This window comes from Curtobacterium sp. PhB25, from assembly GCF_004365375.1.
Taxonomy (GTDB): domain Bacteria; phylum Actinomycetota; class Actinomycetes; order Actinomycetales; family Microbacteriaceae; genus Curtobacterium.
The window spans coordinates 79,776-100,236 of record NZ_SODR01000005.1 but is presented as its reverse complement, the minus strand read 5'-3'; the positions used below and the strand labels follow the sequence as shown (position 1 = coordinate 100,236).

The window sequence follows — 20,461 nt, the reverse complement described above, 5'->3', positions numbered from 1 at the left end:
GACGGGCGAGCACGATGGGGCCATGCGACGACGTGAGCGGATCAAACGAGCCACCCGGACTGCCACCATGCTCGCGGTGCTGCTCAGCGGGGCCGGCGTCACCCACTTCCTGCAGCCGCGCCACTACGACCGGATCGTGCCGGACACCCTGCCACCGCGCCTGACGACGGTCGCCTCCGGCGTGGCCGAACTCGGCATCGCAGCCGGGCTCGCGTTCCCGGCCACACGGCGGGCCTCGGGGTGGGCGGCAGCTGCCCTGTTCGCCGCGGTCTTCCCTGCGAACGTGAAGATGGCGAACGACCTGCTCGACAGCCCGCGCTCGACCCGGGCGATGCGCCTCGTCTCCGTGCTGCGGCTCCCGCTGCAGGCTCCGCTCGTCCTGTGGGCCGTGCGCGTCGGTCGGCACGCACCGAAGCGGTGACCCAGCCGTCCTGGACCCGTGCGGCCGCACCGCTGCTGCACCGGCCGGTGACCCAGCACGCGTGGGACGACGTCGTCTTCGTGCACTGGCGACACGACCCGGGCTCGCTGGCGCGACTCGTCCCGCGGGGGACGCGCCCCGACGTGGTCGACGGCAGCGCCTGGGTGGGACTCACGGCCTACGTCTTCCACGAGACGCGAGTGCCGCCGTTCCCCTCCGCCGGCCGCCTCGGCCGCATGACCGAGGTCACCATCGAGGTCCTGACCGTGGACGACCAGGGCCGGCGCGGGGTCGCGTACCGCACCGTGGACACCGCGAACGTGCCGGCGATCGTGGCCGCACACGCGCTGCTCGGCGTGCCGTACACCTTCGCGCACGCCCGGTCGCGCCGCCGCGGCGAGGTCGTCGCGCACCGGTCGGTCCGGCATCCCGCACGTGCACTGCACCCGGTGCGCTGGGCGCGATCGCTGCGGCAGGAACGTCCCTCGGGCACGGCCAGACCCCGGCACGCGGCCTCGATCCGGGTCACCGCCGGTGACGTCGTCGACACGCCACTGGCCGCCGAACTCACCACCCGCGCCGGCATCCACGCCCGGTACCTGGCCCAGACGCTGTTCTGGCAGCGACAGCACCCGACGCTGACCGTGCGGGCCGCGCACCTCGACCGGCTCGAGGGGGACCTGCCCGACGCCGTCGGCATGCCGGGGCTGTTCGACCGGGCACCCGACTCGCTGCTCGTCGTCGACGGCACCACGGTGCGGTACGCCTGGGGTGGGGTCGTGCGGTGAGCGACCACGCCACGGACGATGCCGGCCGGTGACACGCGCTGAGCCGAGCGGAACGCCGGTCTCATATCAGGTACGTTGATCGGTGCGCGTGCACTGACCGCGCCCCGATCGAAGGAGAACGCATGCCGGTCCCCCGCAGCGCCCCGACCGAGCACCAGCTGCTCCGCGACACCGTCCGGCACAAGATCCACGACGCGATCATGGACGGCACGCTCGTCCCCGGCGAGCGGCTCAACGACGACGAGCTCATCGCCTGGCTCGGCGTCTCCCGCACGCCGATCCGCGAGGCGCTGAGCCAGCTCTCCCGTGCCGGCCTCATCGAGATGGCGCCGAACCGGTACACACGCGTCACGACGCCGAACCCCGCTGAGGTCATCGAGGCGATGCAGACCCTCGGGGTGCTGTTCGGTGGCGTCGTCCGCCTCGCGGTCCCGCGCCTCGGCGCCGGCGCACGGAAGAAGATCCTCGCGCAGCTCGACAAGACGATCGCCGAGCTCGAGTCGCACGACGTCCCCGCCGTGAACCACGACGCGCTCGACGTGTTCGCGCTCTACGTCGCCGAGTGCGGCAACGAGAACCTGCAGCGCGTGTGCGGCGACACCATGGACGGTCTGGCCTTCCGCCTGCGCCTGCCGAACCTCGACGAACTGGTCGACTGGGACCGCATGACCGAGGACTTCCGTCGACTGCGCACTGCGACCGAGTCCGGCGACAACGTCACCGCCGAGCTCGCGACCGAGGCGATTCACCAGCTGCCGGGCGAGAAGCACTGAGTCCGGCTGTACCCCCGTACAGGAACCCGCCCGTCTCGCGCACGCGAGGCGGGCGGTCTGCGTTCCACGGGCCTCCCGGACACCCCGTGCTGGCCCACGACCGACGCGCACGACGCTCCCAGACTGCGGATCCGGCGAGCCGATAGCATCGCTGGCGACCACCCGATCGCCCACCCGGAGCAGCACATGAGTCCTCGATCGACGGACCGTACCGAGGTCGCCGCACGTCTGGCCGCGGCGGTCGGACGGATCAACCGGCGAGCACGGACGGACTCGGCCTCGCTCGGGTACGGGATCGTGTCCGCACTCGCCACCATCCAGCGCGAAGGACCCCTGCGCCCGGGCGACCTGTCGCGGATCGAGGTGGTCACGAAGCCCACGATGACCCGCATCCTGACCGAGCTCGAACAGCGCGGCTTCATCGAGCGCGAGGCGGACCCCCGGGACGGCCGCGCCTTCATGGTCTCAGCCACCGACGAGGGCATCGCGGCGGTCGAACGGGCGCGCTCGGACCGCACCGGGATCGTCGCCGAGCTCATCGCCGAGCTCGGTGAGTCCGACGTCACCGCGATCGCCGGAGCGCTCGACGCCCTCGAACGCGTCGCCCAGGGCGACCGCACCCAGGAACCTCACACGTTCTAGGTCCGAACCGGCCGTTACCGAACCGTTACCAACGGGTGGACGGACGGTTCTGCCAGCGATCCTGGACGCGTCATCCAGTCTGACGAGTCATCGTGTCGGCTTCGCCCGACGGCGGCCTCCCCAGGGCCGGTCGCGGCGGACGGACGGGCCCCACACCACCGTCCGGTCCTCCCCGGTTCGCCGGACTCCCCCTGCTGCGCGCACCTCGACGCGAGCAGCATCGCTCACCGGCCCCGACGTGCCGCGCAGCCCGGAGTCCCGCACCACGAACCGCCCGACCACCGGAACCGATGCCAGGACACACCCCCGACCTCCCCACCACCACCGCCTCGACCCGACGTGAGGCCCTGAACTCCCCCAGCCGGCGCGTGCGCCGCGCCCTCCGCCACCGTGCGCTCCGACACCGTGCGACGTTGATCGTCGGCGGCGCCGCGGTCCTCGCCGTCGCCGGCGGTGCCCTCACGATCGGCACCCAGCCCGCCATCGGCGAAGCGCTCGGCATGCCGACCGGCACCGCGAGCGCGTCCGCGACGGCCCAGCCCGCCCTGCGAGGCACCGCCCTCGACCGTGCCCAGGCAGCGGCGACCATCTCCACCGCGAAGACCGTGATGACGACGGCGAACGCCAAGACCGACACGGCCTCGCTCGAGCAGCACATCGACGCGCTCAGTGACTACCCGGAGCTGTCCGGCGCCGCGCTCACGACGCGCATCTCCTCGACCGTCGAGTCGACCGCGCACGTCGCGCAGGCCAGCGCCACGCAGGACAAGCGCGACGTCGACGCGAAGGCAGCAGCCGTCGCGAAGGCCGCCGCCGAGAAGCGGGCGGCCGCAGCAGCAGCGGAGGCCGCACAGAAGCTGGCGGCGGGCAACACCGTCGCAGGCGCCAAGGCGACGGCGACCTCGCTGGCGTCGTCCGAGTACGGCTGGGGCTCCGACCAGTTCCAGTGCCTCGACAACCTGTGGACCAAGGAGTCGGGCTGGAACTACCAGGCCGTCAACGCGAACGGCGGGGCGACCGGCATCCCGCAGGCGCTGCCCGGTTCGAAGATGGCGACCATCGGCTCCGACTGGCAGACCAACGCCACGACCCAGATCAAGTGGGGCCTGCAGTACATCAGTGCCGCGTACGGCACGCCGTGCTCGGCGTGGGCGCACTCGCAGGCGAGCAACTTCTACTGAGCGGCGCGGGCCGACCGACTGGTGGCCCACGCACCTGCACATCGAACGGCCCCGGGTACCGCCCGGGGCCGTTCGTCCTGTAGGCATGCCGGGTGACGACGATCGGACTGCGCCGGATGGCGCCCCGCGACCCCGCCGAGCGACACCGTGCCGCGAGCCCCCTGGAACTGCTGTTCGACCTGGTGTTCGTCGTCGCGGTGGGCTTCGCCGCCACCAACCTGCACGAGATCGAGACCGAGGGGCACGTCAGCTCCGCGGTGGTGGCGTACGCCATGGTGTTCTTCGCCATCTGGTGGGCGTGGCTGAACTTCAGCTGGTTCGCGACTTCGTTCGACACCGACGACTGGCTCTACCGCGTCACCACGTTCGTGCAGATGGCCGGCGTGCTCGTGCTCGCCGCCGGGGTGCACGCCGCCATGACCGAGGGGGACTTCACGGTGCCGGTGATCGGCTACGTGGTGATGCGCCTGGCGATGGTGGCGCAGTGGCTCCGCGTCGCCGTGTCGTCCTCGCGGTACCGCCGCACCGCACTCCGGTACGCCGTGGGCATCGTCGTCGTGCAGGCGCTCTGGGTCGGCATGCTCGCGCTGCCGCAGGGATCGACGGTGTGGGCGTTCCCCGTCCTCGTCCTGCTCGAGGTCCTCGTCCCACCGATCGCCGAGGGCACGGGCGAGACGACGCCGTGGCACACGCACCACATCGCCGAGCGGTACGCGCTGTTCACCCTCATCGTGCTGGGCGAAGGGCTCGTCGCCTCGGCGAACGCGGTCATCGACGGCATCGCCCAGGCCGACCACCTCGCGTCGCTGCTCGTCCTGGCCGCCGCCGGGCTCGTCATCGTCGCCGGACTCTGGTGGATCTACTTCTCGCGCGAGCAGCACGACCACATCCGGAACCTGCCGAGCGCGCTCGTGTTCGGCTACGGCCACTACTTCGTCTTCGCCGCCGCGGGTGCGCTGCCGGCCGGGATCGAGGTCGCGGTCAGCGCGGACGCAGGCGAGGCCGACCTGTCGCACGCCACGGTGGCGGCGACCGTGGCCGTCCCGGTCGCGCTGTTCGTGCTCGCGATCTGGGCGCTCGCACTCCGGCCGTCGATGTCCGCCGGGTGGAACGCGATCGTCGTCGTGCTCGCCGTCGCGATCCTCGCGACGATCGCGGTGCCCGACGTCTCCCTCGTCGCGACCGCGCTGCTCGTCGCCGCGATCGTCGTGGTGCTCGAGGTCGCCGAGCGGCGGCCGGGGACGCACCGCGTGCGCTGAGGACGCGACCGGGGGTCGGACGGGAGGCCCGTGACGGCGCCGCCACGGGCCTCCCGTCCGCCGTCGTCGAAGCGACAGAATCCCGCGAACTGTTCACGGGATTCTGTCGCTTCAGCGGGACGTCCGTGCACGGTGACGGGACTGTGTCGCGTTGACGAGCCGGGTTCACCCCACTCGCGCGACCCGCACGTCGACCCGCGTGAGCGCCAGGCCGTGCGCTGACGCCGTCGTCAGGGCGACGTCGTGCACGGCGCGGGCGACCTCGGGCGCGGGACGGTGTCCGTCGGTGCCGATGACGACCCGCAGGACGCCGTCGTCGACCACGACACGTGCGGGGGTCGCGCTGGACGCCATGCCGCGGACGGCACTGACCGTGCTGGCCACGGTCGGGCGAGCGCGGTAGACGTCGGTGACGCCGGGGACGTCGACCACGGCCTGTTCGACCGCGGCGAGGGTGTCGTCGGTGGTGCTCATCGGGTCCCCTCGGTGTCGGTGTCGGTGTCGGTGTCGGTGTGCGGGTCGTCGGTGTTGTCGGGCCGCGGTTCGAGCAGGTCGCGGACCACCACGTCGATCGACTCGACGACCAGGTCGGTCTGCTCGGCCAGTGCCTGGGCGACCCCGGTGCGGACCAGGTCCGCCGTCGCGACGATCGACGGACCCGACATGATCGCGACCTCGACGACCACGCGGATCGGGGCGGCGAGTTCGGTGACGTCGCCGTCGAGCCGGCACCGGGCGACGAGGACGCCGGGAACACCGTCGCCGGTCCGGCGGATGAGCGATCGGATCGCTCCCTCGGTCATGACCGGGCGCTCCGACTCGGACTGCGCGCGGAGCGGGACGTCCCGTCCGGAGCGGGACTCCAGCGAGATGTTGGCGAGCACGCCGCCGATCCACGACTCGTCGGCCGGGGCTTCGTCGCGGGCGGCGGCCTCGAGGGACCCGAGCGACGCGTGCCGCACCCGCAGGATCGCCGCGAGGGCGTTCTGGCACGCGGGTGAGCCGTCGATGGTGGGGTCCGGCGGCTGCATGCCGGCGTCCAGGTAGTCGGCGAGCTCGTCGATGGAGTGGCCGTCGAGGTCGTCGAGTTCGAGTGCGTCGAGGTCGCTCATCGCCATCCCTCCATGAGTCGGATCATGTTCTTCCTCGCTCGGGACAGGAGTCCGCGGACCGTCGAGGGCGGCAGGTCGAGTTCGGCGGCGATGTCGTCGTAGCTGTACTCGAGCACCTCCTTCATGATCCAGCAGCGTCGTTGGGCTTCGGGCAGTTCAGCGAGCGCCGTCTCCGCCGCTTCCTCGCGCGAGCGGGCCTCGGCCACCCGGTCGGGAGCGTCGTCGGCGGGTGCGGCGACCTCGAGTTCGGTGACGTCGTCGTGGAACCGTCGGGCCCGGATGCGGTCCAGGCACTTCCGGCTGAGGATCCGCATCAGCCAGGACTTCACCTTGGCGTGGTCCTCGAGCCGGTCCAGGCGGTCCCACGCGGTGATGAAGGTCTCCTGCACGACGTCGTCGAGTTCGTCGGTCGATCCCAGGCTCCGACGGGCGTAGGCGCGCAGGAGCGGTGTGTAGCGGCGGATCAGGACCTCGAAGGCCCGGACGTCGCCATCGGACGACCGGCCGGCGAGGACCGCGTCGTCGAGCTCGGCGAGGGACTGGTGGTGCACGCTTTCCTTCTACTGGTGGTGGATGGTGTTCCGCTGGACGCGCTTGCGGACGGGGACGACCCGCAGCGGGCCGACCGGTCGGGAGCTGAGCGAACGGATCCGGGCCTGCACCAACCCGTGCGTCGGTGCGTGCCTGCCATGTGAGGTCAGGCGGACGGCAACGATGTCGTCGTCGAGCATGGGAACTCCTCGGTCGGACCACCGGGCGTGGTCCCTCACCGGTGTGACGCACCGAACCGGCGGTTCGTCACACGTGCCGACGGACTTGCGCCAGAGTTGTGGCATGTCGCTCGTCACCGCCGTCTGCCGCGTCGACCGCCTGCTGCCCGACTCCGGCACGATCGGCGTCACCGCCATCGACAAGCGTCCGGTCGACGGCAAGGTCCGGGTCCGACCGCTCGGGCTGTACGCCGACGTCCAGGCCGACCGGAAGCACCACGGCGGCGAGGACCAGGCCGTGTACGCCTACGCCGACGAGGACGCCGCGCACTTCGCCGCGTCGCTGGAGCGCGAGATCCCGCCGGGCCTGTTCGGCGAGAACCTGCGGACCACGGGTGTCGACGTCACCGGGGCCGTGACGGGCGAGCGGTGGCGCATCGGCGAGACACTGGAGCTCGAGGTGACGATCCCTCGGATCCCGTGCGGCACGTTCGCGCGCCGGATGGGCGTCGACAAGTGGGTCCGGCGGTTCACCGAGGAAGGCCGTCCGGGCGCGTACCTGCGGGTCGTGAAGTCCGGCCCGGTGGCAGCTGGCGACCCGGTCGTCGTGACGTACCGGCCGGAGCACGGCGTGACGATCGGCGAGGTCTTCGCGGGGCTCACCCCCGAGCGTGCCCGTGCCGTCCTCGAGTCCGGGGAGCGACTCGCGCCGAAGGTCGTCCGCGACGTCTCGAAGGTCCTCGCCCGGTCCTCGGCAGCCGCCAGCTCCTCGGCAGCCGCCAGCTCCTGATCAGTCGCCGCGCGTCGGGTCGAGGGGCCGCTTCGCTCGGGGCAACCCGGCGACGACCAGGTCGTAGGCGTTCGCGACGAGGTCCTCGACCAGGGTCTCGTCGATGCCGTCACCGGGAGCGAGCGTGATCCAGTGCCGCTTGTTCATGTGCCACCCCGGTGTGATCTCGGCGTGGTCGCGGACGAGTGCTGCCCCGTGCGGCGGCGCGCACTTCAGGTTGACGATCGGCACACCCCGGAGCTCGCTCGTCATCACGAACATCTTGTCGACGACCTTGTAGACCAGGGCGCCCTCGCCGAACGGCTCGGTCTCGAACACCGCGGGCAGGGCCATCGCGGTGCGAATCGCGATCTCGTGCAACTGCGCGCCGTCCATGCACCCAGCATGCCCCAGACGCCCGACACCGCGGCTCGCGGACCGGACCTGTTCGGGGGCATGTCATGAGCGTCGTTCACATCGTATGATCAGCTCGCCGCGTACCCGACGCGGCGGTCGCTCCGGCGATCACCCACTCGTTCCAGGGGGAACCCGTGCGCATCATCCGTACCCTCGGCATCGCCGCCGCCACCGCAGTCCTCGCCACCACCGTCGTCGTCGGTGGGGCCTCCACCGCGCAGGCCGCCCCGAAGACCTACGCCAACTGCACCGCGGTGCACAAGGTGTACTCGGGCGGCATCGCGAAGAAGTCGGTCACGAAGAACAAGGTCACTTCGAATGGCAAGGTGACCTACCGCGCCCTCAAGGGGACGGTGAAGAAGGACGACGCCCTGTACAAGGCGAACAAGAAGATGGACCGCGACGCCGACGGCATCGCCTGCGAGAAGAGCTGACGCGCCGACGCGCCGAAGCACTGGCCCTCGGACGCCCCGTCACCGCGACGGGGCGTTCAGAGCGTCGGCACGCCCTCGTGCCCGGACCTCGGACGGGCGGTCCCGGCGACCCCGGTGACGACCGAGCCGGCAGGGACGTCCTTCGTCACCACGGTGTTCGCGCCCACGACGGAGTCCTGTCCGATGGTGATCGCCCCGATCAGCGAGGATCCCGCGCCGAGCACGACGCGGTCGCCGACGATCGGATGCCGGCGAGCTCCTGGGCCGTGGTCGCCACCGCGCCCGCCCAGGGTCACCCCGTGGAACAGCACGACGTCGTCCCCGATCACCGCGGTCTCCCCGATCACGACGCCCATGCCGTGATCGATGAAGAACCGTCGGCCGATGCGGGCGCCGGGGTGGATCTCGATGCCCGTCACCGACCGTGCTGCCTGGCCGATGACCCGTGCGACGAACCGCGATCCAGGCAGGCCCCTGGCGAGCCAGAGCCGGTGCGTCACGCGGTAGGTCCAGATGGCGTGCAGCCCGGAGTAGACGATCGCGTTCTCGAGGTCACCACGGGCGGCGGGGTCGCCGCGGCGTGCTGCGGCCAGGTCCTCCCGGACCGTCCGCAGCACGCCTCGTCGGACGGGACGACTCACGCAGTGAGTCCCTCGAAGAGCACCGTCGACAGGTAGCGCTCCCCGGTGTCGCAGACGATGGCGACGACGCGCTTGCCGGCGTTCTCGGGTCGTGCGGCGATCTCGAGCGCGGCGTGGATGATCGCGCCGGACGAGATGCCGGCGAGGATGCCCTCGTCGGTCGCGAGCGCCCGCGACACACGCAGGGCGTCGTCGAGCTCGACGTCGAACACCTCGTCGATGACGGACTGGTCGAGGACCTCGGGGATGAAGTTCGCACCGATGCCCGCGATCTTGTGCGGTCCGGCCTTGCCCTCGGTCAGCAGCGGGGAGTCCTTCGGCTCGACCGCGACGATCTGCACGCCGGGCACGCGCTCCTTGAGCACCTGGCCGACACCCGTGATCGTGCCACCGGTCCCGACGCCGGCGACGAACACGTCGACGTGCTCCTCGGTGTCGCGCAGGATCTCCTCAGCGGTGGTCTTCCGGTGGATCGCGGCGTTCGCGGCGGTCTCGAACTGGTGGGCGAGAATCGCGCCGGGCGTCTCGTCGACGATCGCGGCGGCGCGTTCGACCGCGCCCTTCATGCCCTCGGGACCGGGGGTGAGCACGATCTCGGCCCCGTAGGCGCGCATCACCGCACGACGCTCGACGCTCATCGTCTCCGGCATCGTGATGATCACCCTGTAGCCGCGGGCCGCACCGACGAGCGCGAGGGCGATGCCGGTGTTGCCCGACGACCCCTCGACGATGGTGCCGCCCGGCTGCAGGTCGCCGGACTGCTCGGCCGCGTCGATGATCGCGACGCCGAGGCGGTCCTTCACGCTGGCGCCGGGGTTGTAGAACTCGAGCTTGGCCAGCACCTCGGCGCCGCCCGCCTTCGGCAGCCGGTTCAGCTTGACGAGCGGGGTGTTGCCGAACGCCTGGGAGATGTTGTCGTAGATCGTGCCGCTCATCCGGTCCGTCCTCATCGGGTCAGGTCGCGCATCGCTCTTCCTGGAGGCGCGGTGTGCGCCCGATCCTAGCGACCGGACCCCAGGTGGTCCTGTCCACGGCGTCGGGCCCCCGTTGCCGTGTGGCCCACCTGGGCGTACGGTGCCGGGCAACGACGAGGAGGTCGCCATGTCCAAGCTGCAGCAACCCGAGGTCGCACCGCCCGTGGTCGACCGTGCCGCGTTCGACGAGGCACTCGCCACCCAGGTCCGCGACGAGAAGGAACTCACCCGGCACGGCGACCGGGTGTCCGCCGCCCGCCGCCGACTCCCGATGGCCCAGGTGGAGGACTACGAGTTCCAGGGCTCCGACGGCCCGGTCCGGCTCTCCGAGCTGTTCGACGGCCGCTACCTGCTCCTCGTGCAGAACGTGATGTTCGCGCCCGACTGGGACGACGGCTGCCCGAGCTGCACCTGGGCCGTGGACAACCTGCCGGCGAACACGGGCCGGCTCGACGACGAGGGCATCGCGTTCGCCATGGTCTCGCAGGCTCCGATCGAGAAGCTCGAGCGCTGGCGAGAGCTGCACGGCTGGCCGCACCGGTGGGTGTCGTCGGGTGCCACGAGCTACCACGACGACTGGGGGTGGACCCTGCACCACGACGACTACGACGGTCCGGTGCCGGGCTACTCGTACTACCTGCTGCGCGACGGCGTGCCCTACCTGACGTACGCCACCGGATCGCGTGGGACCGAGGCGATCCTGCCCGTCGCGCACATCATGGACCGCACCGCGTACGGCCGCCAGCAGGACTGGGAGGACAGCCCCGAGGGCTGGCCGCAGTACCCCACCTACGGTTGACGCCGGCGCTCCGTGCCGATCGGTCAACAGGCTGTTGACCTATTGACGATTCGTCAGCGCACGAATGCCGTCCGCGCGAACCGCTCGTCGGTCGCTTCGAGCACCCGCAGCACGTTGCCCCCGGCGAGCGCCCGCAGGTCGTCCGCTCCCCACCCGCGCCGCTGCAGCTCGGCGGCGAGCACCGGGTACCGCGACACGTCGCGCAGGTCCGGCGGCAGCACCGGGGTGCCGTCGTAGTCCCCGCCGAGGCCGATGTGTGCTGCGCCGGCGAGGTCGCGGGCGTGCTCGACGTGGTCCGCGACGTGCGCCACCGTCACGAGCGGCGGTTCCCCCACCGAGCCGGCGTCCTCCCAGTCCGCCCAGTCGCGTGAGACGAACTTCGGCACGAACGTGATCATCACGATGCCGCCGTTGTCCGACAACCGGGCGAGCACGTCGTCCGGCACGTTCCGCGGGTGGTCGTCGACGGCGACGGTGGACGAGTGGCTGAAGACGACGGGCTGCGTGGCGACGTCGAGGGTGTCCCGCATGGTCGCCGGTGCGGTGTGGGACAGGTCGACGAGCATGCCGATCCGCTCCATCTCGGCCACCACCTGGCGGCCGCGGTCGGTCAGCCCGCCGTGCGGACGCGAGCCCGTCGCCGAGTCGGCCCAGGGGGTGTCGTCGTTGTGCGTGAGCGTCATGTAGCGGACGCCGAGTCGGGCGAAGTCGCGGAGCACCGCCAGGTCGTCGCCGATGGAGTGCCCGCCCTCGGCGCCGAGCAGCGACGCGATCCGGCCGGACTCGACCGCCGCCCGGACCTCGGCCGCCGTCCGGGCCAGTACGAGCGACTCCGGGTACCGCTCGATGATCCGGTGCGCCAGGTCGATCTGCTGCAGCGTCGTCCGCACCGGGTCCGGTTCGTCGACGGGCACGAAGACCGACCAGAACTGGCCGACGACCCCACCGGCGCGGAGCTTCGGCAGGTCGGTGTGCAGCGAGTCGACCTCGGTGTCGATGCCCTCGACCCCGGAGTCGTGGGTCTCGCGGCGCTCCCACGGCAGGTCGTTGTGGCCGTCGATGACCGGGAACGGGATCGCGTCGAACGTCATGCCCCCGACGCTACCGCGCACGTCCCCGTGGCTAGGCTCGGCACGTGGACCCCGTCACCCTCCGGACCGATCGCCTGGTGCTCTCCGTGCCGGTGCCCGCCGACACCGAGAACGTCATCGCCTACGCGAACGACCCGGACGTCGTCACGTTCATCGCGATGCCCGAGCCGTACGGGCACGCCGAGGCGCACCAGTGGCTCACCGCGGTGGTGCAGGAGGGCTGGGCGACGGGCACCCGCTACGAGTTCGGTATCCGTCGCGCCGGTGACCCGCGCCTGCTCGGCACGGTCGGGCTCTTCGGCATCGACGGTGGCGGTGCCGAGATCGGGTACGCGACGCACCCGGACGCCCGTGGTCAGGGCCTGGTGACCGAAGCGGCCGAGCGGGTGCTGCAGTGGGCGTTCGCACCGGCTCCGCAGGGACTCGGACTCGTCCGGGTGCAATGGCGGGCGAAGGCCGAGAACACCGGCTCGATCGCGGTGGCCCAGCGACTGGGCATGCGGTACGAAGGCCGACGGCGCTCGGCGGTCCTGCACCACGGCGTCCGGCACGACGAACTGCTCGCCGCGGTGCTCGTCGACGACGACCGCTCGGCCGGAACGGTCTGGCCGGCCTCGTGACGGTGACGTTCCGCGTGGTGACCGAGCTCGCGGCACCGCCGGAGCGCGCGTTCGCGCTGTCGCTCGACATCGGCGCGCACGAGCGGTCGATGGCTGCGACGGACGAACGCGCCGTCGCCGGCACGACGTCCGGCAGGATCGGCCTGGGCGAGTCGGTCACGTGGCGCGCGCGGCACTTCGGGATCGTCTGGCGGATGACGAGTCGGATCACTGCTCTGGAGGGCCCCCACCTGTTCGTCGACGAACAGGTGCGTGGGCCGTTCGCCCGCTTCCACCACGAGCACCGGTTCGAGCCGTCGGCCGGCGGCACGCGCATGGTCGACACCATCACGTTCCGCGCACCGTTCGGCCCGCTCGGTCGTCTGGCCGAGGTCGTCGCCCTCGAGCGCTACCTGCCGCGGCTCATCCGTGAGCGCAACGCGTCGCTCGCCGTCGAGCTGCACGCCGACGGCCGCGACGGCCCCGACAGCCCCGATAGCCCCGACGGTCAGGGCGCTGCGAGCTCCCCCAGCGCGTCGTAGGCACTCGCCACCGCGTCGACCCGCGCGCGGCCGGCCGGTCCCGAGGCTTCGTACACGTCGTTCGCGATGGCCGCGACGACCGCGAACAAGGCCGCCATCGAGTCGAACGCCGCCGGTGAGTCGACCGGGCAGAGGATCGCGGTGCTCGCCGGTGCCGCGATGACGGCTGCGGTCGGATCGCCCAGCACGACGACGTCGGCACCGGTCGACACGCAGTGCCGCACGATCCGGTCGACCCCGGCCGTGTGCCGACGCACGGTCACCAGGACGACGAGGTCACGGCGGTCGAGGTCGGCGACCTCTTCGCCGAGCCGCTGCCCCGGTGCCGGACCGACCCGGACGTCGGAGCGGACCTGGGCGAGCTGCGCGCGGAGCTGCAGCGCCACCGGGTAGGCGCCGCGCTCCCCGAACACGAGCACGCGATGAGCGCGGACGATGCGGCGAGCGAGTCGCGGACGATCGGCACGGGCCAGCGAGGCGAAGGCCGCGTCGAGGTTGCGGGCCTCGACGGCGCGCTGGTCGACGTGGGCGGCGTCTTCCGCAACCCACGGCAGGCCGGAGCCGCGTGCGGACATCAGGTTCTGCCGGACCTCGGCCGCGTCCTGGAACCCGAGCGACCGGACGAGCCGGGACACCGTGGCCTTCGACGTGCCCGACTCGGCGGCGAGTTCGGCCGAGGTCCCGACGAGCAGGAGTTCCGGGTCGTGCCGGACCATCGCGGCGACGCGTCGTTCGGCGGGCGAGAGCTGCTCCCAGACGGAGTCGATGCGGGCGCGGACGTCCGGTCCGGCGGTGCTCATGCCCGGGCCACCTGCTCCACCGCGACGGCGAGCGCGTCGAGCCCGAGCGCGATGTCGGGCGTCGAGACGAACTCGTCCGGGTGGTGGCTGATGCCGTCCGGGTTGCGCAGGAACAGCATCGCGACGTCGGTGACGAGCCCGAGCGACATGGCGTCGTGTCCGGCCCGCGAGAACAGCTCCATCGGCGCGGTCTCGCCCGTCGACTCGATGCCGGCGCGGACGGCGTCCATCAGCCGCGGCGCGCAGAACACCGCCGGCGCGCGGTGCACCTCGGTCGGCGTGACGCTGACCCCGCGTCGTTCCCCGATCAGCGAGAACGCCTTCGTGAGCTCGTCCCACACCGCGTCTCGGCCGTCGTCGAACTCGCCGCGCAGGTCCACCGAGAACCGTGCGAGGCCGGGGACCACGTTCACCGCGCCCGGTTCGACGGTCATCGTGCCGACGGTGCCGACGTGGTGCGACGCCCGGCAGATCCGCTCGACGGCCAAGGCGGCCTCGGCCGCGGCGAGCAGTGCGTCGTGGCGGCGCTCGTACGGCGTTCCGCCCGCGTGCCGGGCCTCGCCGACGGCCTCGACCGAGAAGCGTCGGGCGCTCGCGATGCTCGTGACGACGCCGAGCGCCTGACCGGCCTGCTCGAGGTACGGGCCCTGTTCGATGTGCGCCTCGAGGTAGCCGGCGAGCGTCGTCGGGTCGGCCGCCGCGTCACCCACCCGGGCCGGGTCGAGCCCGAACCGGGTGAAGGCCTCGCGCAGGGTCACGCCGTCGCCGTCCGCCAGGTCCCACCAGGACTCGTCCCACACCCCGGCGACGGCGGACGACCCGAGCAGGGCCTTGCCGAAGCGGGTCCCCTCTTCGTCGGAGAACGCGATGACCTCGAGCGCGACGGGCAGCGGTCCCGCGGCCGTCAGTCGCGCAGCGGTGCGGACGGCCATCAGGACCCCGACGATCCCGTCGTAGCGGCCGGCGTCCACCACGGTGTCGAGGTGCGAGCCGAGCAGCAGCACGGGGGCGTCGGGGGCCATCCCGCCGACCCGTCCGTGCAGGTTGCCGGCGGCGTCCTGCCAGGTGGTGAGTCCGGCGTCCTGCATCCACCCGGCGACGATCCCGTTGACACGGGCGTGCTCGGGCGACAGGTACACGCGGGTGATCCGGCCGGTCTCCTCGGTGACCAGGGCCAGCTCGTCGCACCAGCGCGCCACGAGCTCGGCGTCGGCGGTACCCAGGGCGGTGGCGGTCACGACCGGGGCCGCGCTCACGCCAGCACCCCGACCGGCGCACCGGAGAAGACGTCGAGGGCCGCGTCGACCCCACCGCCGTGCGGGACGGCGTGCCCCGCACGGCGGAGCGCGTGCTCGAGGGCGGCGAGGGTCGTCACGACGGTGTCCTTGCGGGCGTTGTAGCCCATGGTGCCGATGCGCCAGACCTTGCCGTGCAGCGGTCCGAACGAGGTGCCGATCTCGATGCCGTGGTCATCGAGCATCGAACCACGGACCTGGTCGCCGACGACGTCGGACGGGATCTCCACCGCGACGACGTTGTGCATCTTGTGTGCGACGTCACCGAACACGCCGAGCCCGAGCGCCTGGACGCCCTGCAGCATCGCGCGGCCCGCGAGTTCGTGGCGTGCGATCGCCTGCTCGCGCCCTTCGTCGAGCAGGATGCGGGCGCACTCGTTGGCGGCGTAGAGCATCGACGCGGCCTCGGTGTGGTGGTTCAGCCGCCGCGGACCCCAGTAGTCCAGGATCATCGCGAGGTCGAGGTAGTTCGAGCGGATCGGCTCGTCGGCGACGTCGTCACCGGGTTCGCGGATGCCCGCCTCGACACTGCGGCGCTCGTCGAGCACGGCGGTCGCACGCGGCGAGACGGTGACCGGCGCGCTGCCGGACGGCCCGCCGAGGCACTTCTGGAGGCCGGCACTGACGGCGTCGATGCCCCAGGCGTCGACCTCGAGCGGGTTGCCGCCGACGGTCGCCGTGGCGTCGGTGTAGAACAGCACGCCGTGCCGCTCGCAGATCGCGCCCAGTTCGTCGAGCGGCTGGTTCATCGTGGTGGAGGTGTCGCCCTGCACGATCGCCAGCACCTTCGGCCGGACACGGACGATGGCGTCCTCGATCGCGGACGGCGTGAAGACCTGGCCCCACGCGGTCTCGATGGTGTGGACCTCGGCCCCGGCACGGCCCGCGATCTCGGCGAGCAGGTGCCCGAACCGGCCGAACACCGGCACGAGCACGCGGTCACCCGGTGCGAGCAGCGACACAAGCACCGCCTCGATCCCGGCGCGCGAGGTGCCGTCGACGAGCACGGTGGCGTCGTTCGTGGTGCCGAACACACCGCGGTAGAGCTCCTGGGTGTCGTTCATGGCGGAGGTCATCCACGGGTCGTACTGCCCGACGAGCGGGGTCGACAGGGCGCGGAGCACACGCGGGTCGGCGGTGATCGGGCCGGGGCCCATGAGGAGGCGGGCTGGCGGGTTCACGGGGTGCATGGTTGGTCCTTCCGTTCCGATCACAAGCGTACCGGAACGATCGTTACAGACGTGTTTCGGTGACCCGGGCATCCGCGGTCACGGGAGCCGCGACGAGCTGCCCCTCGACGGCGGTGACGCCCGACGCGGTGGACGCCACCACGCGCCCGCGCAGCCAGGTCTGGGTGACGCGGCCACGGGCCTCCATGCCGGCGAACGCGGAGACCGGGTTGCGGTGTGCGAGGCCGGCCACGTCGATGACCGCCGTGGCGGACGGGTCGAACACGGCGAAGTGGGCCAGCGCGCCGGGGGCGATGACCCCGCGGTCGGGGAAGCCGACGAGTGCTGCCGGACCGGTCGTGAACAGCGGCAACAGCACCTCGAGCGGGACGCCGCGGCGGAGGGCCTCGGTCCAGACGGCCCGGAAGCCGACCTGCAGGCCGGCGATCCCACCCCAGGCGAGTCCCCAGTCGTCGACCTTGAGGTCGGCGGTCGACGGCGAGTGGTCCGACACGATCATGTCGATCGTGCCGTCGAGCACGCCGGCCCACAGGGCGTCACGGTTCGCGTCGTCACGGATCGGCGGGCAGCACTTGTACTCGGTCGCGCCGTCGGGGATGGACCCCGCTTCGAACGACAGGTAGTGCGGGCAGGTCTCGACCGTGATCCGGACGCCGTCGTCCTTCGCGGCGCGGATCATCGGGATCGCACCGGCGTCGGACAGGTGCAGGATGTGGACCCGCGCGCCGGTGGCCCGTGCGCCGTCGATGACCCGCGCGATGGCGGACCGCTCGGCGTCGACCGGGCGGGTGGCGAGGAAGTCCTCGTAGTGGCCGCCGAGCGCGGCGTGGTCGACCAGGAACTCGGGGTCCTCGGCGTGCACGATGAGCAGGGCGTCGATCCGGGCGACCTCCTCGATCGCGGCGCGCAGTTGGTCGGCGTCCAGGTGCGGGAACTCGTCGACCCCGGACGGCGCGGTGAAGCACTTGAACCCGAAGACGCCCGCGTCGTGCAGTGCGCCGAGCGAGCCGGCGTTGTCCGGCACGGCTCCGCCCCAGAACCCGACGTCGACGGCGACCCGCCCCTCGGCACTCGCGCGCTTCACGTCGAGCGCCTCGACCGTCGTCGTCGCGGGGATCGAGTTGAGCGGCATGTCGATGATGGTCGTGACCCCGCCGAGTGCGGCGGCCCGGGTCGCGGACGCGAACCCCTCCCACTCGGTGCGTCCGGGCTCGTTGACGTGCACGTGGGTGTCGACGAGGCCGGGCAGCAGGACCCGGTCGGCCGGCACGGTGCGGTCGTCGACAGCGGCCACGGCTGCGTCGACCGGCAGGACGGTGTCGACGCGGCCGTCGCGCACGACGACCGCTGCGGGGCGGAAGGCTCCGTCGATCCAGGCGCGATCTGCGCGCAGGACGAGGTCCGCGACGGTGTCGGTGTCGACGTCGGTGCGGGACTCGGTGCTGCCGTCGGCCGGGAGGCCCGTCATGCGCCCGCCCCGACCGTCGCGCCCGCCGCCGGCTGGCGTTCGAAGCCCGCCAGCAGACCCGACATCGCCTTCGTCGGCGGGGTGGCGTACTCGCCGTGCTTGCCCGTCGAGAGCCCGAGCCGCACGAGCGACTCGGCGAGCACGGTCGCCGCGGCGACGCCGTCGACGACCGGTGCCCCGATCGCCCGCGAGACCTCGGCGCAGAAGTCCGCCATCCCCGCGCAGCCGAGCACGACCGCGTCGGCTCCGCCGGCGATGACGGCCCGGCACTCCTCGATCACCAGGGCGCGTGCGCCCGAAGCGGGGTCGTCGAGCTCGAGCACCGCAACCTCGCACGCCCGGATCTCGGTGACGAGCGACGCGAAGCCGTAGCGCTCGGCGAGCTCGTGGGCCCGTCCGGTCGTCCGCGCCAGGGTCGTCACGACGCCGAACCGGCGCCCGAGCATCGCCGCTGCGTGGAAGCCCGCCTCGGCGATCCCGATGACCGGCCCGGCGGCGAGCTCCCGCGCGGCGTCGAGGCCCGGGTCGCCGAAGCAGGCGACGACGTAGGCGTCCACGCCGTCCTGCTCCCCGAGCGCGATCTGCTCGAGGAGCCCCGGCACCGCGAGCGCCTCTTCGTAGTGGCTCTCGATCGACGCCGGGCCCATCGTGGGGTTCACCGCCTCGACGATGGTGCCCGGGCCGGCGACCGCGGTGGCGGCGACGCCGATCGAGCGGGTCATCGAGGCGGTGGTGTTCGGGTTGACGACGCGGATGCGCATCGGGGTCCTTCCGGTGGTGCGGGCGGTGCGGGTGTCGCTGTTGGTGCGGGTGTCGCTGCGGCGTGTCAGGCTCGTCCGGCGGCGGCGCCGTCGTCGACCGTCGGGTCGTCCGAGGCGAGCTCCGGCATGCTCGGCCGGACCCGCTCGAGGCCCCAGAAGACCACGAGTCCCAGGCCGCAGCCGATGAACCAGCTGTAGTTGTTCAGCCCCGGCAGGATCCCGAGCGCGGGCGGGAGCACCGCACTGGCGACCGAGATCGCGCCGGTGACGACGAGGGTACCGATGGCGTTCGGGTTGAAGCCGCCGCGGTACCAGTACCGGGCCGAGGTGTCCTTCGTGTACATGTCGTCGACGGCGATGCGCTGCTTCCCGACGATGTAGTAGCCGGCGATCAGGATGCCGAACAGCGGGCCGATGAGGGCGCCGAGCACCCCGAGCGTGTACAGGATGGCCTGGTCGTTGCCGTACCAGTTCCACGGGGTCAGCAGCACGGAGCCGACCGCGGCGATCATGCCGCCGGCTCGCCACGAGATCTTGCGCGGAGCGACGTTCGAGAAGTCGAACGCAGGGCTGATGAAGTTCGCGACGATGTTGATGCCGACCGTCGCCGTGACGAAGGTCAGGCCGCCGAGCAGGATCGCGAACGGGGCGCCGATCGCCTGCACGGTCTCGATCGGGTCGGTGATGAGCTTGCCGAAGACCGGCACGGTCGCACTCGCACACAGCACGGTGAGCACCGAGAAGAACAGGAAGTTGATCGGCAGGCCCCAGAAGTTGCCCCGCTTGACGGCCGCGAAGGACTTGCCGTAGCGCGAGAAGTCACCGAAGTTGAGCATCGGGCCGGCGAAGTAGCTGACCACCAGGGCGACCGCGGAGAGCATGACCGGGATCGACGCGCCGAACGAGAGCGGCTCCCCCACCGACAGCGTGAACGAGATGTTGCCGATGCCGGCCTGGCTGACGAGGTAGGTCGCCAGCGCGATCATCACGACGTACACCGCCGGGCCCGCCCAGTCGATGAACTTCTTGATGGCCTCCATGCCCATCCAGAACAGGGCCCCCTGCGCGACCCACAGGATCGCGTACGAGATCCACCCGAGCGCCGACAGCCCCAGGAACGAGTGGTCGAGCAGCCCGGCCGAGGCGGGGATGAACTTCAGGAAGATGATGTTGAGCGACTGCGCGGCGAGGAACGTCTGCACGCCGTACCAGGCCATCGCGATCAGCCCGCGGATGATCGCGGGCACGTTCGCCCCGAGCACCCCGAACACCGCACGGTTGATGACCGGGTAGGGCACGCCAGTGCGCTGCGACGGCTTGGCGACGAGGTTGGCGAAGACCTGCACGATCAGGATGCCGACCACCAGGGCGATGAGCACCTGCCAGCTCGCGATGCCCAGTGCGAAGAGCGACCCGGCGGTGACGTAGCCGCCGACCGAGTGCACGTCGGACATCCAGAAGGCGAAGAAGTTGTAGCTCGTCCAGCTCTGCTTGCGCAGCGGGGCGAGGTCCTCGTTCGTGAGCGCCGGGTCGTACCCGGGCTTGACGACGCCGGCACCAGCGGGTGCGGCGGTCGTGGTGGGGGCGTGGGGCGCTGCGACGGGTGTCACGAGATCGGTAGCCATGGCGTCCTCCGAGGGAGTGGGGTGGGGAGGCGGTGATCGCCTCCACCACAGAAGTTAGGGAGCCTCTTCGCGCCCGCCGTTTCCCTCGTGTAACGGTCGTGTGTCGTGGTCGCTGTCCTGAAACGCTCGTTCCACACCAGAACGTGCACAGACATGTGCACGATGATGGC

The 20,461-nt window shown here is 71.8% G+C and carries 25 protein-coding genes; 11 read left to right on the top strand and 14 right to left on the bottom strand.

Annotated features, from left to right (window positions below):
• The first annotated feature begins 22 nt into the window (after positions 1 to 22).
• From EDF51_RS11170 to EDF51_RS11145, 6 genes are all read left to right on the top strand, one after another.
• Positions 23 to 421: a hypothetical protein gene (locus EDF51_RS11170; RefSeq protein WP_131845749.1), complete on the top strand. Its 399-nt coding sequence runs from the start codon at positions 23 to 25 to the stop codon at positions 419 to 421.
• Positions 418 to 1,209, top strand: a complete 792-nt coding sequence (locus EDF51_RS11165) for a DUF2071 domain-containing protein (protein WP_165901365.1) — start codon at positions 418 to 420, stop codon at positions 1,207 to 1,209. Before EDF51_RS11170 ends, EDF51_RS11165 begins: the two co-directional genes overlap by 4 nt.
• Before the next feature lie 122 nt (positions 1,210 to 1,331).
• Positions 1,332 to 1,982 (top strand): GntR family transcriptional regulator, encoded by a 651-nt coding sequence (locus EDF51_RS11160; protein WP_131845752.1) that lies wholly within the window; start codon positions 1,332 to 1,334, stop codon positions 1,980 to 1,982.
• A 186-nt stretch (positions 1,983 to 2,168) separates the two neighbouring features.
• Positions 2,169 to 2,624, top strand: coding sequence for a MarR family transcriptional regulator (locus tag EDF51_RS11155; protein WP_111084361.1), 456 nt, complete (start codon positions 2,169 to 2,171; stop codon positions 2,622 to 2,624).
• A 290-nt stretch (positions 2,625 to 2,914) separates the two neighbouring features.
• Complete coding sequence (locus EDF51_RS11150) at positions 2,915 to 3,805, top strand: phospholipase (protein WP_131845753.1); 891 nt, start codon at positions 2,915 to 2,917, stop codon at positions 3,803 to 3,805.
• A 92-nt stretch (positions 3,806 to 3,897) separates the two neighbouring features.
• Positions 3,898 to 5,064 (top strand): low temperature requirement protein A, encoded by a 1,167-nt coding sequence (locus EDF51_RS11145; RefSeq protein WP_235035940.1) that lies wholly within the window; start codon positions 3,898 to 3,900, stop codon positions 5,062 to 5,064.
• A 165-nt stretch (positions 5,065 to 5,229) separates the two neighbouring features.
• On the opposite strand, the gene EDF51_RS11140 is transcribed toward EDF51_RS11145, so the two are convergent.
• Genes EDF51_RS11140 through EDF51_RS19885 form a run of 4 tightly spaced genes read right to left on the bottom strand, consistent with a single transcriptional unit; the run spans position 5,230 to position 6,907 of the window.
• A complete protein-coding gene (locus EDF51_RS11140; RefSeq protein WP_131845754.1) occupies positions 5,230 to 5,538 on the bottom strand; it encodes a hypothetical protein in 309 nt (102 codons plus the stop codon).
• Positions 5,535 to 6,176 carry a hypothetical protein gene (locus EDF51_RS11135; RefSeq protein WP_134194928.1) on the bottom strand — a complete coding sequence of 214 codons (642 nt, stop codon included), beginning with the start codon at positions 6,174 to 6,176 and terminating at the stop codon, positions 5,535 to 5,537. Before EDF51_RS11135 ends, EDF51_RS11140 begins: the two co-directional genes overlap by 4 nt.
• Complete coding sequence (locus EDF51_RS11130) at positions 6,173 to 6,727, bottom strand: sigma-70 family RNA polymerase sigma factor (RefSeq protein ID WP_131845756.1); 555 nt, start codon at positions 6,725 to 6,727, stop codon at positions 6,173 to 6,175. Before EDF51_RS11130 ends, EDF51_RS11135 begins: the two co-directional genes overlap by 4 nt.
• 9 nt (positions 6,728 to 6,736) lie before the next feature.
• Positions 6,737 to 6,907, bottom strand: coding sequence for a hypothetical protein (locus EDF51_RS19885; protein WP_165901117.1), 171 nt, complete (start codon positions 6,905 to 6,907; stop codon positions 6,737 to 6,739).
• A gap of 103 nt (positions 6,908 to 7,010) precedes the next feature.
• On the opposite strand from EDF51_RS19885, the gene EDF51_RS11125 reads away from it, so the two are divergent.
• Positions 7,011 to 7,676, top strand: a complete 666-nt coding sequence (locus EDF51_RS11125; protein WP_131845757.1) for an MOSC domain-containing protein — start codon at positions 7,011 to 7,013, stop codon at positions 7,674 to 7,676.
• Here EDF51_RS11125 and EDF51_RS11120 read toward each other — a convergent pair whose 3' ends face one another.
• Positions 7,677 to 8,051: an MmcQ/YjbR family DNA-binding protein gene (locus EDF51_RS11120; RefSeq protein WP_131845758.1), complete on the bottom strand. Its 375-nt coding sequence runs from the start codon at positions 8,049 to 8,051 to the stop codon at positions 7,677 to 7,679. It lies immediately after the preceding gene.
• Positions 8,052 to 8,206: 155 nt separating this feature from the next.
• Here EDF51_RS11120 and EDF51_RS11115 point away from each other — a divergent pair, with 155 nt between their 5' ends.
• Entirely contained in the window at positions 8,207 to 8,506 is a 300-nt protein-coding gene (locus tag EDF51_RS11115; RefSeq protein WP_243649928.1) for an excalibur calcium-binding domain-containing protein, read from the top strand.
• Positions 8,507 to 8,562: 56 nt separating this feature from the next.
• On the opposite strand, the gene epsC is transcribed toward EDF51_RS11115, so the two are convergent.
• Both epsC and cysK read right to left on the bottom strand, forming a co-directional pair.
• On the bottom strand, positions 8,563 to 9,147 hold the full coding sequence (epsC, locus tag EDF51_RS11110) for a serine O-acetyltransferase EpsC (RefSeq protein ID WP_243649931.1): 585 nt from the start codon (positions 9,145 to 9,147) through the stop codon (positions 8,563 to 8,565).
• Complete coding sequence (gene cysK, locus EDF51_RS11105; protein ID WP_131845759.1) at positions 9,144 to 10,082, bottom strand: cysteine synthase A; 939 nt, start codon at positions 10,080 to 10,082, stop codon at positions 9,144 to 9,146. Before cysK ends, epsC begins: the two co-directional genes overlap by 4 nt.
• A gap of 166 nt (positions 10,083 to 10,248) precedes the next feature.
• On the opposite strand from cysK, the gene EDF51_RS11100 reads away from it, so the two are divergent.
• On the top strand, positions 10,249 to 10,920 hold the full coding sequence (locus EDF51_RS11100) for a DUF899 family protein (protein WP_131845760.1): 672 nt from the start codon (positions 10,249 to 10,251) through the stop codon (positions 10,918 to 10,920).
• Positions 10,921 to 10,973: 53 nt separating this feature from the next.
• Here EDF51_RS11100 and EDF51_RS11095 read toward each other — a convergent pair whose 3' ends face one another.
• The gene (locus EDF51_RS11095; RefSeq protein ID WP_131845761.1) at positions 10,974 to 12,011 is read right to left on the bottom strand and encodes a dipeptidase; all 1,038 of its coding nucleotides are present in this window, start codon (positions 12,009 to 12,011) and stop codon (positions 10,974 to 10,976) included.
• A 44-nt stretch (positions 12,012 to 12,055) separates the two neighbouring features.
• On the opposite strand from EDF51_RS11095, the gene EDF51_RS11090 reads away from it, so the two are divergent.
• Both EDF51_RS11090 and EDF51_RS11085 read left to right on the top strand, forming a co-directional pair.
• On the top strand, positions 12,056 to 12,631 hold the full coding sequence (locus EDF51_RS11090; protein WP_123292011.1) for a GNAT family protein: 576 nt from the start codon (positions 12,056 to 12,058) through the stop codon (positions 12,629 to 12,631).
• A complete protein-coding gene (locus EDF51_RS11085; RefSeq protein ID WP_134194926.1) occupies positions 12,628 to 13,152 on the top strand; it encodes an SRPBCC family protein in 525 nt (174 codons plus the stop codon). Before EDF51_RS11090 ends, EDF51_RS11085 begins: the two co-directional genes overlap by 4 nt.
• On the opposite strand, the gene EDF51_RS11080 is transcribed toward EDF51_RS11085, so the two are convergent.
• The 6 genes from EDF51_RS11080 to EDF51_RS11055 all read right to left on the bottom strand — a co-directional run bounded on the left by EDF51_RS11080 (position 13,119) and on the right by EDF51_RS11055 (position 20,291).
• Entirely contained in the window at positions 13,119 to 13,952 is an 834-nt protein-coding gene (locus EDF51_RS11080) for a MurR/RpiR family transcriptional regulator (protein WP_133937913.1), read from the bottom strand. The genes EDF51_RS11085 and EDF51_RS11080 overlap by 34 nt on opposite strands.
• Positions 13,949 to 15,208 (bottom strand): allantoate amidohydrolase, encoded by a 1,260-nt coding sequence (locus tag EDF51_RS11075; RefSeq protein ID WP_131845764.1) that lies wholly within the window; start codon positions 15,206 to 15,208, stop codon positions 13,949 to 13,951. Before EDF51_RS11075 ends, EDF51_RS11080 begins: the two co-directional genes overlap by 4 nt.
• On the bottom strand, positions 15,205 to 16,437 hold the full coding sequence (locus EDF51_RS11070; protein ID WP_131845765.1) for an alanine--glyoxylate aminotransferase family protein: 1,233 nt from the start codon (positions 16,435 to 16,437) through the stop codon (positions 15,205 to 15,207). The genes EDF51_RS11075 and EDF51_RS11070 overlap by 4 nt, the downstream gene beginning before the upstream one ends.
• A gap of 43 nt (positions 16,438 to 16,480) precedes the next feature.
• Positions 16,481 to 17,905, bottom strand: coding sequence for an allantoinase AllB (gene allB, locus EDF51_RS11065; RefSeq protein ID WP_134194924.1), 1,425 nt, complete (start codon positions 17,903 to 17,905; stop codon positions 16,481 to 16,483).
• Positions 17,902 to 18,666 carry an aspartate/glutamate racemase family protein gene (locus EDF51_RS11060; RefSeq protein WP_131879412.1) on the bottom strand — a complete coding sequence of 255 codons (765 nt, stop codon included), beginning with the start codon at positions 18,664 to 18,666 and terminating at the stop codon, positions 17,902 to 17,904. The genes allB and EDF51_RS11060 overlap by 4 nt, the downstream gene beginning before the upstream one ends.
• A gap of 65 nt (positions 18,667 to 18,731) precedes the next feature.
• Positions 18,732 to 20,291: an NCS1 family nucleobase:cation symporter-1 gene (locus EDF51_RS11055; RefSeq protein ID WP_134194922.1), complete on the bottom strand. Its 1,560-nt coding sequence runs from the start codon at positions 20,289 to 20,291 to the stop codon at positions 18,732 to 18,734.
• Positions 20,292 to 20,461 lie beyond the last annotated feature (170 nt).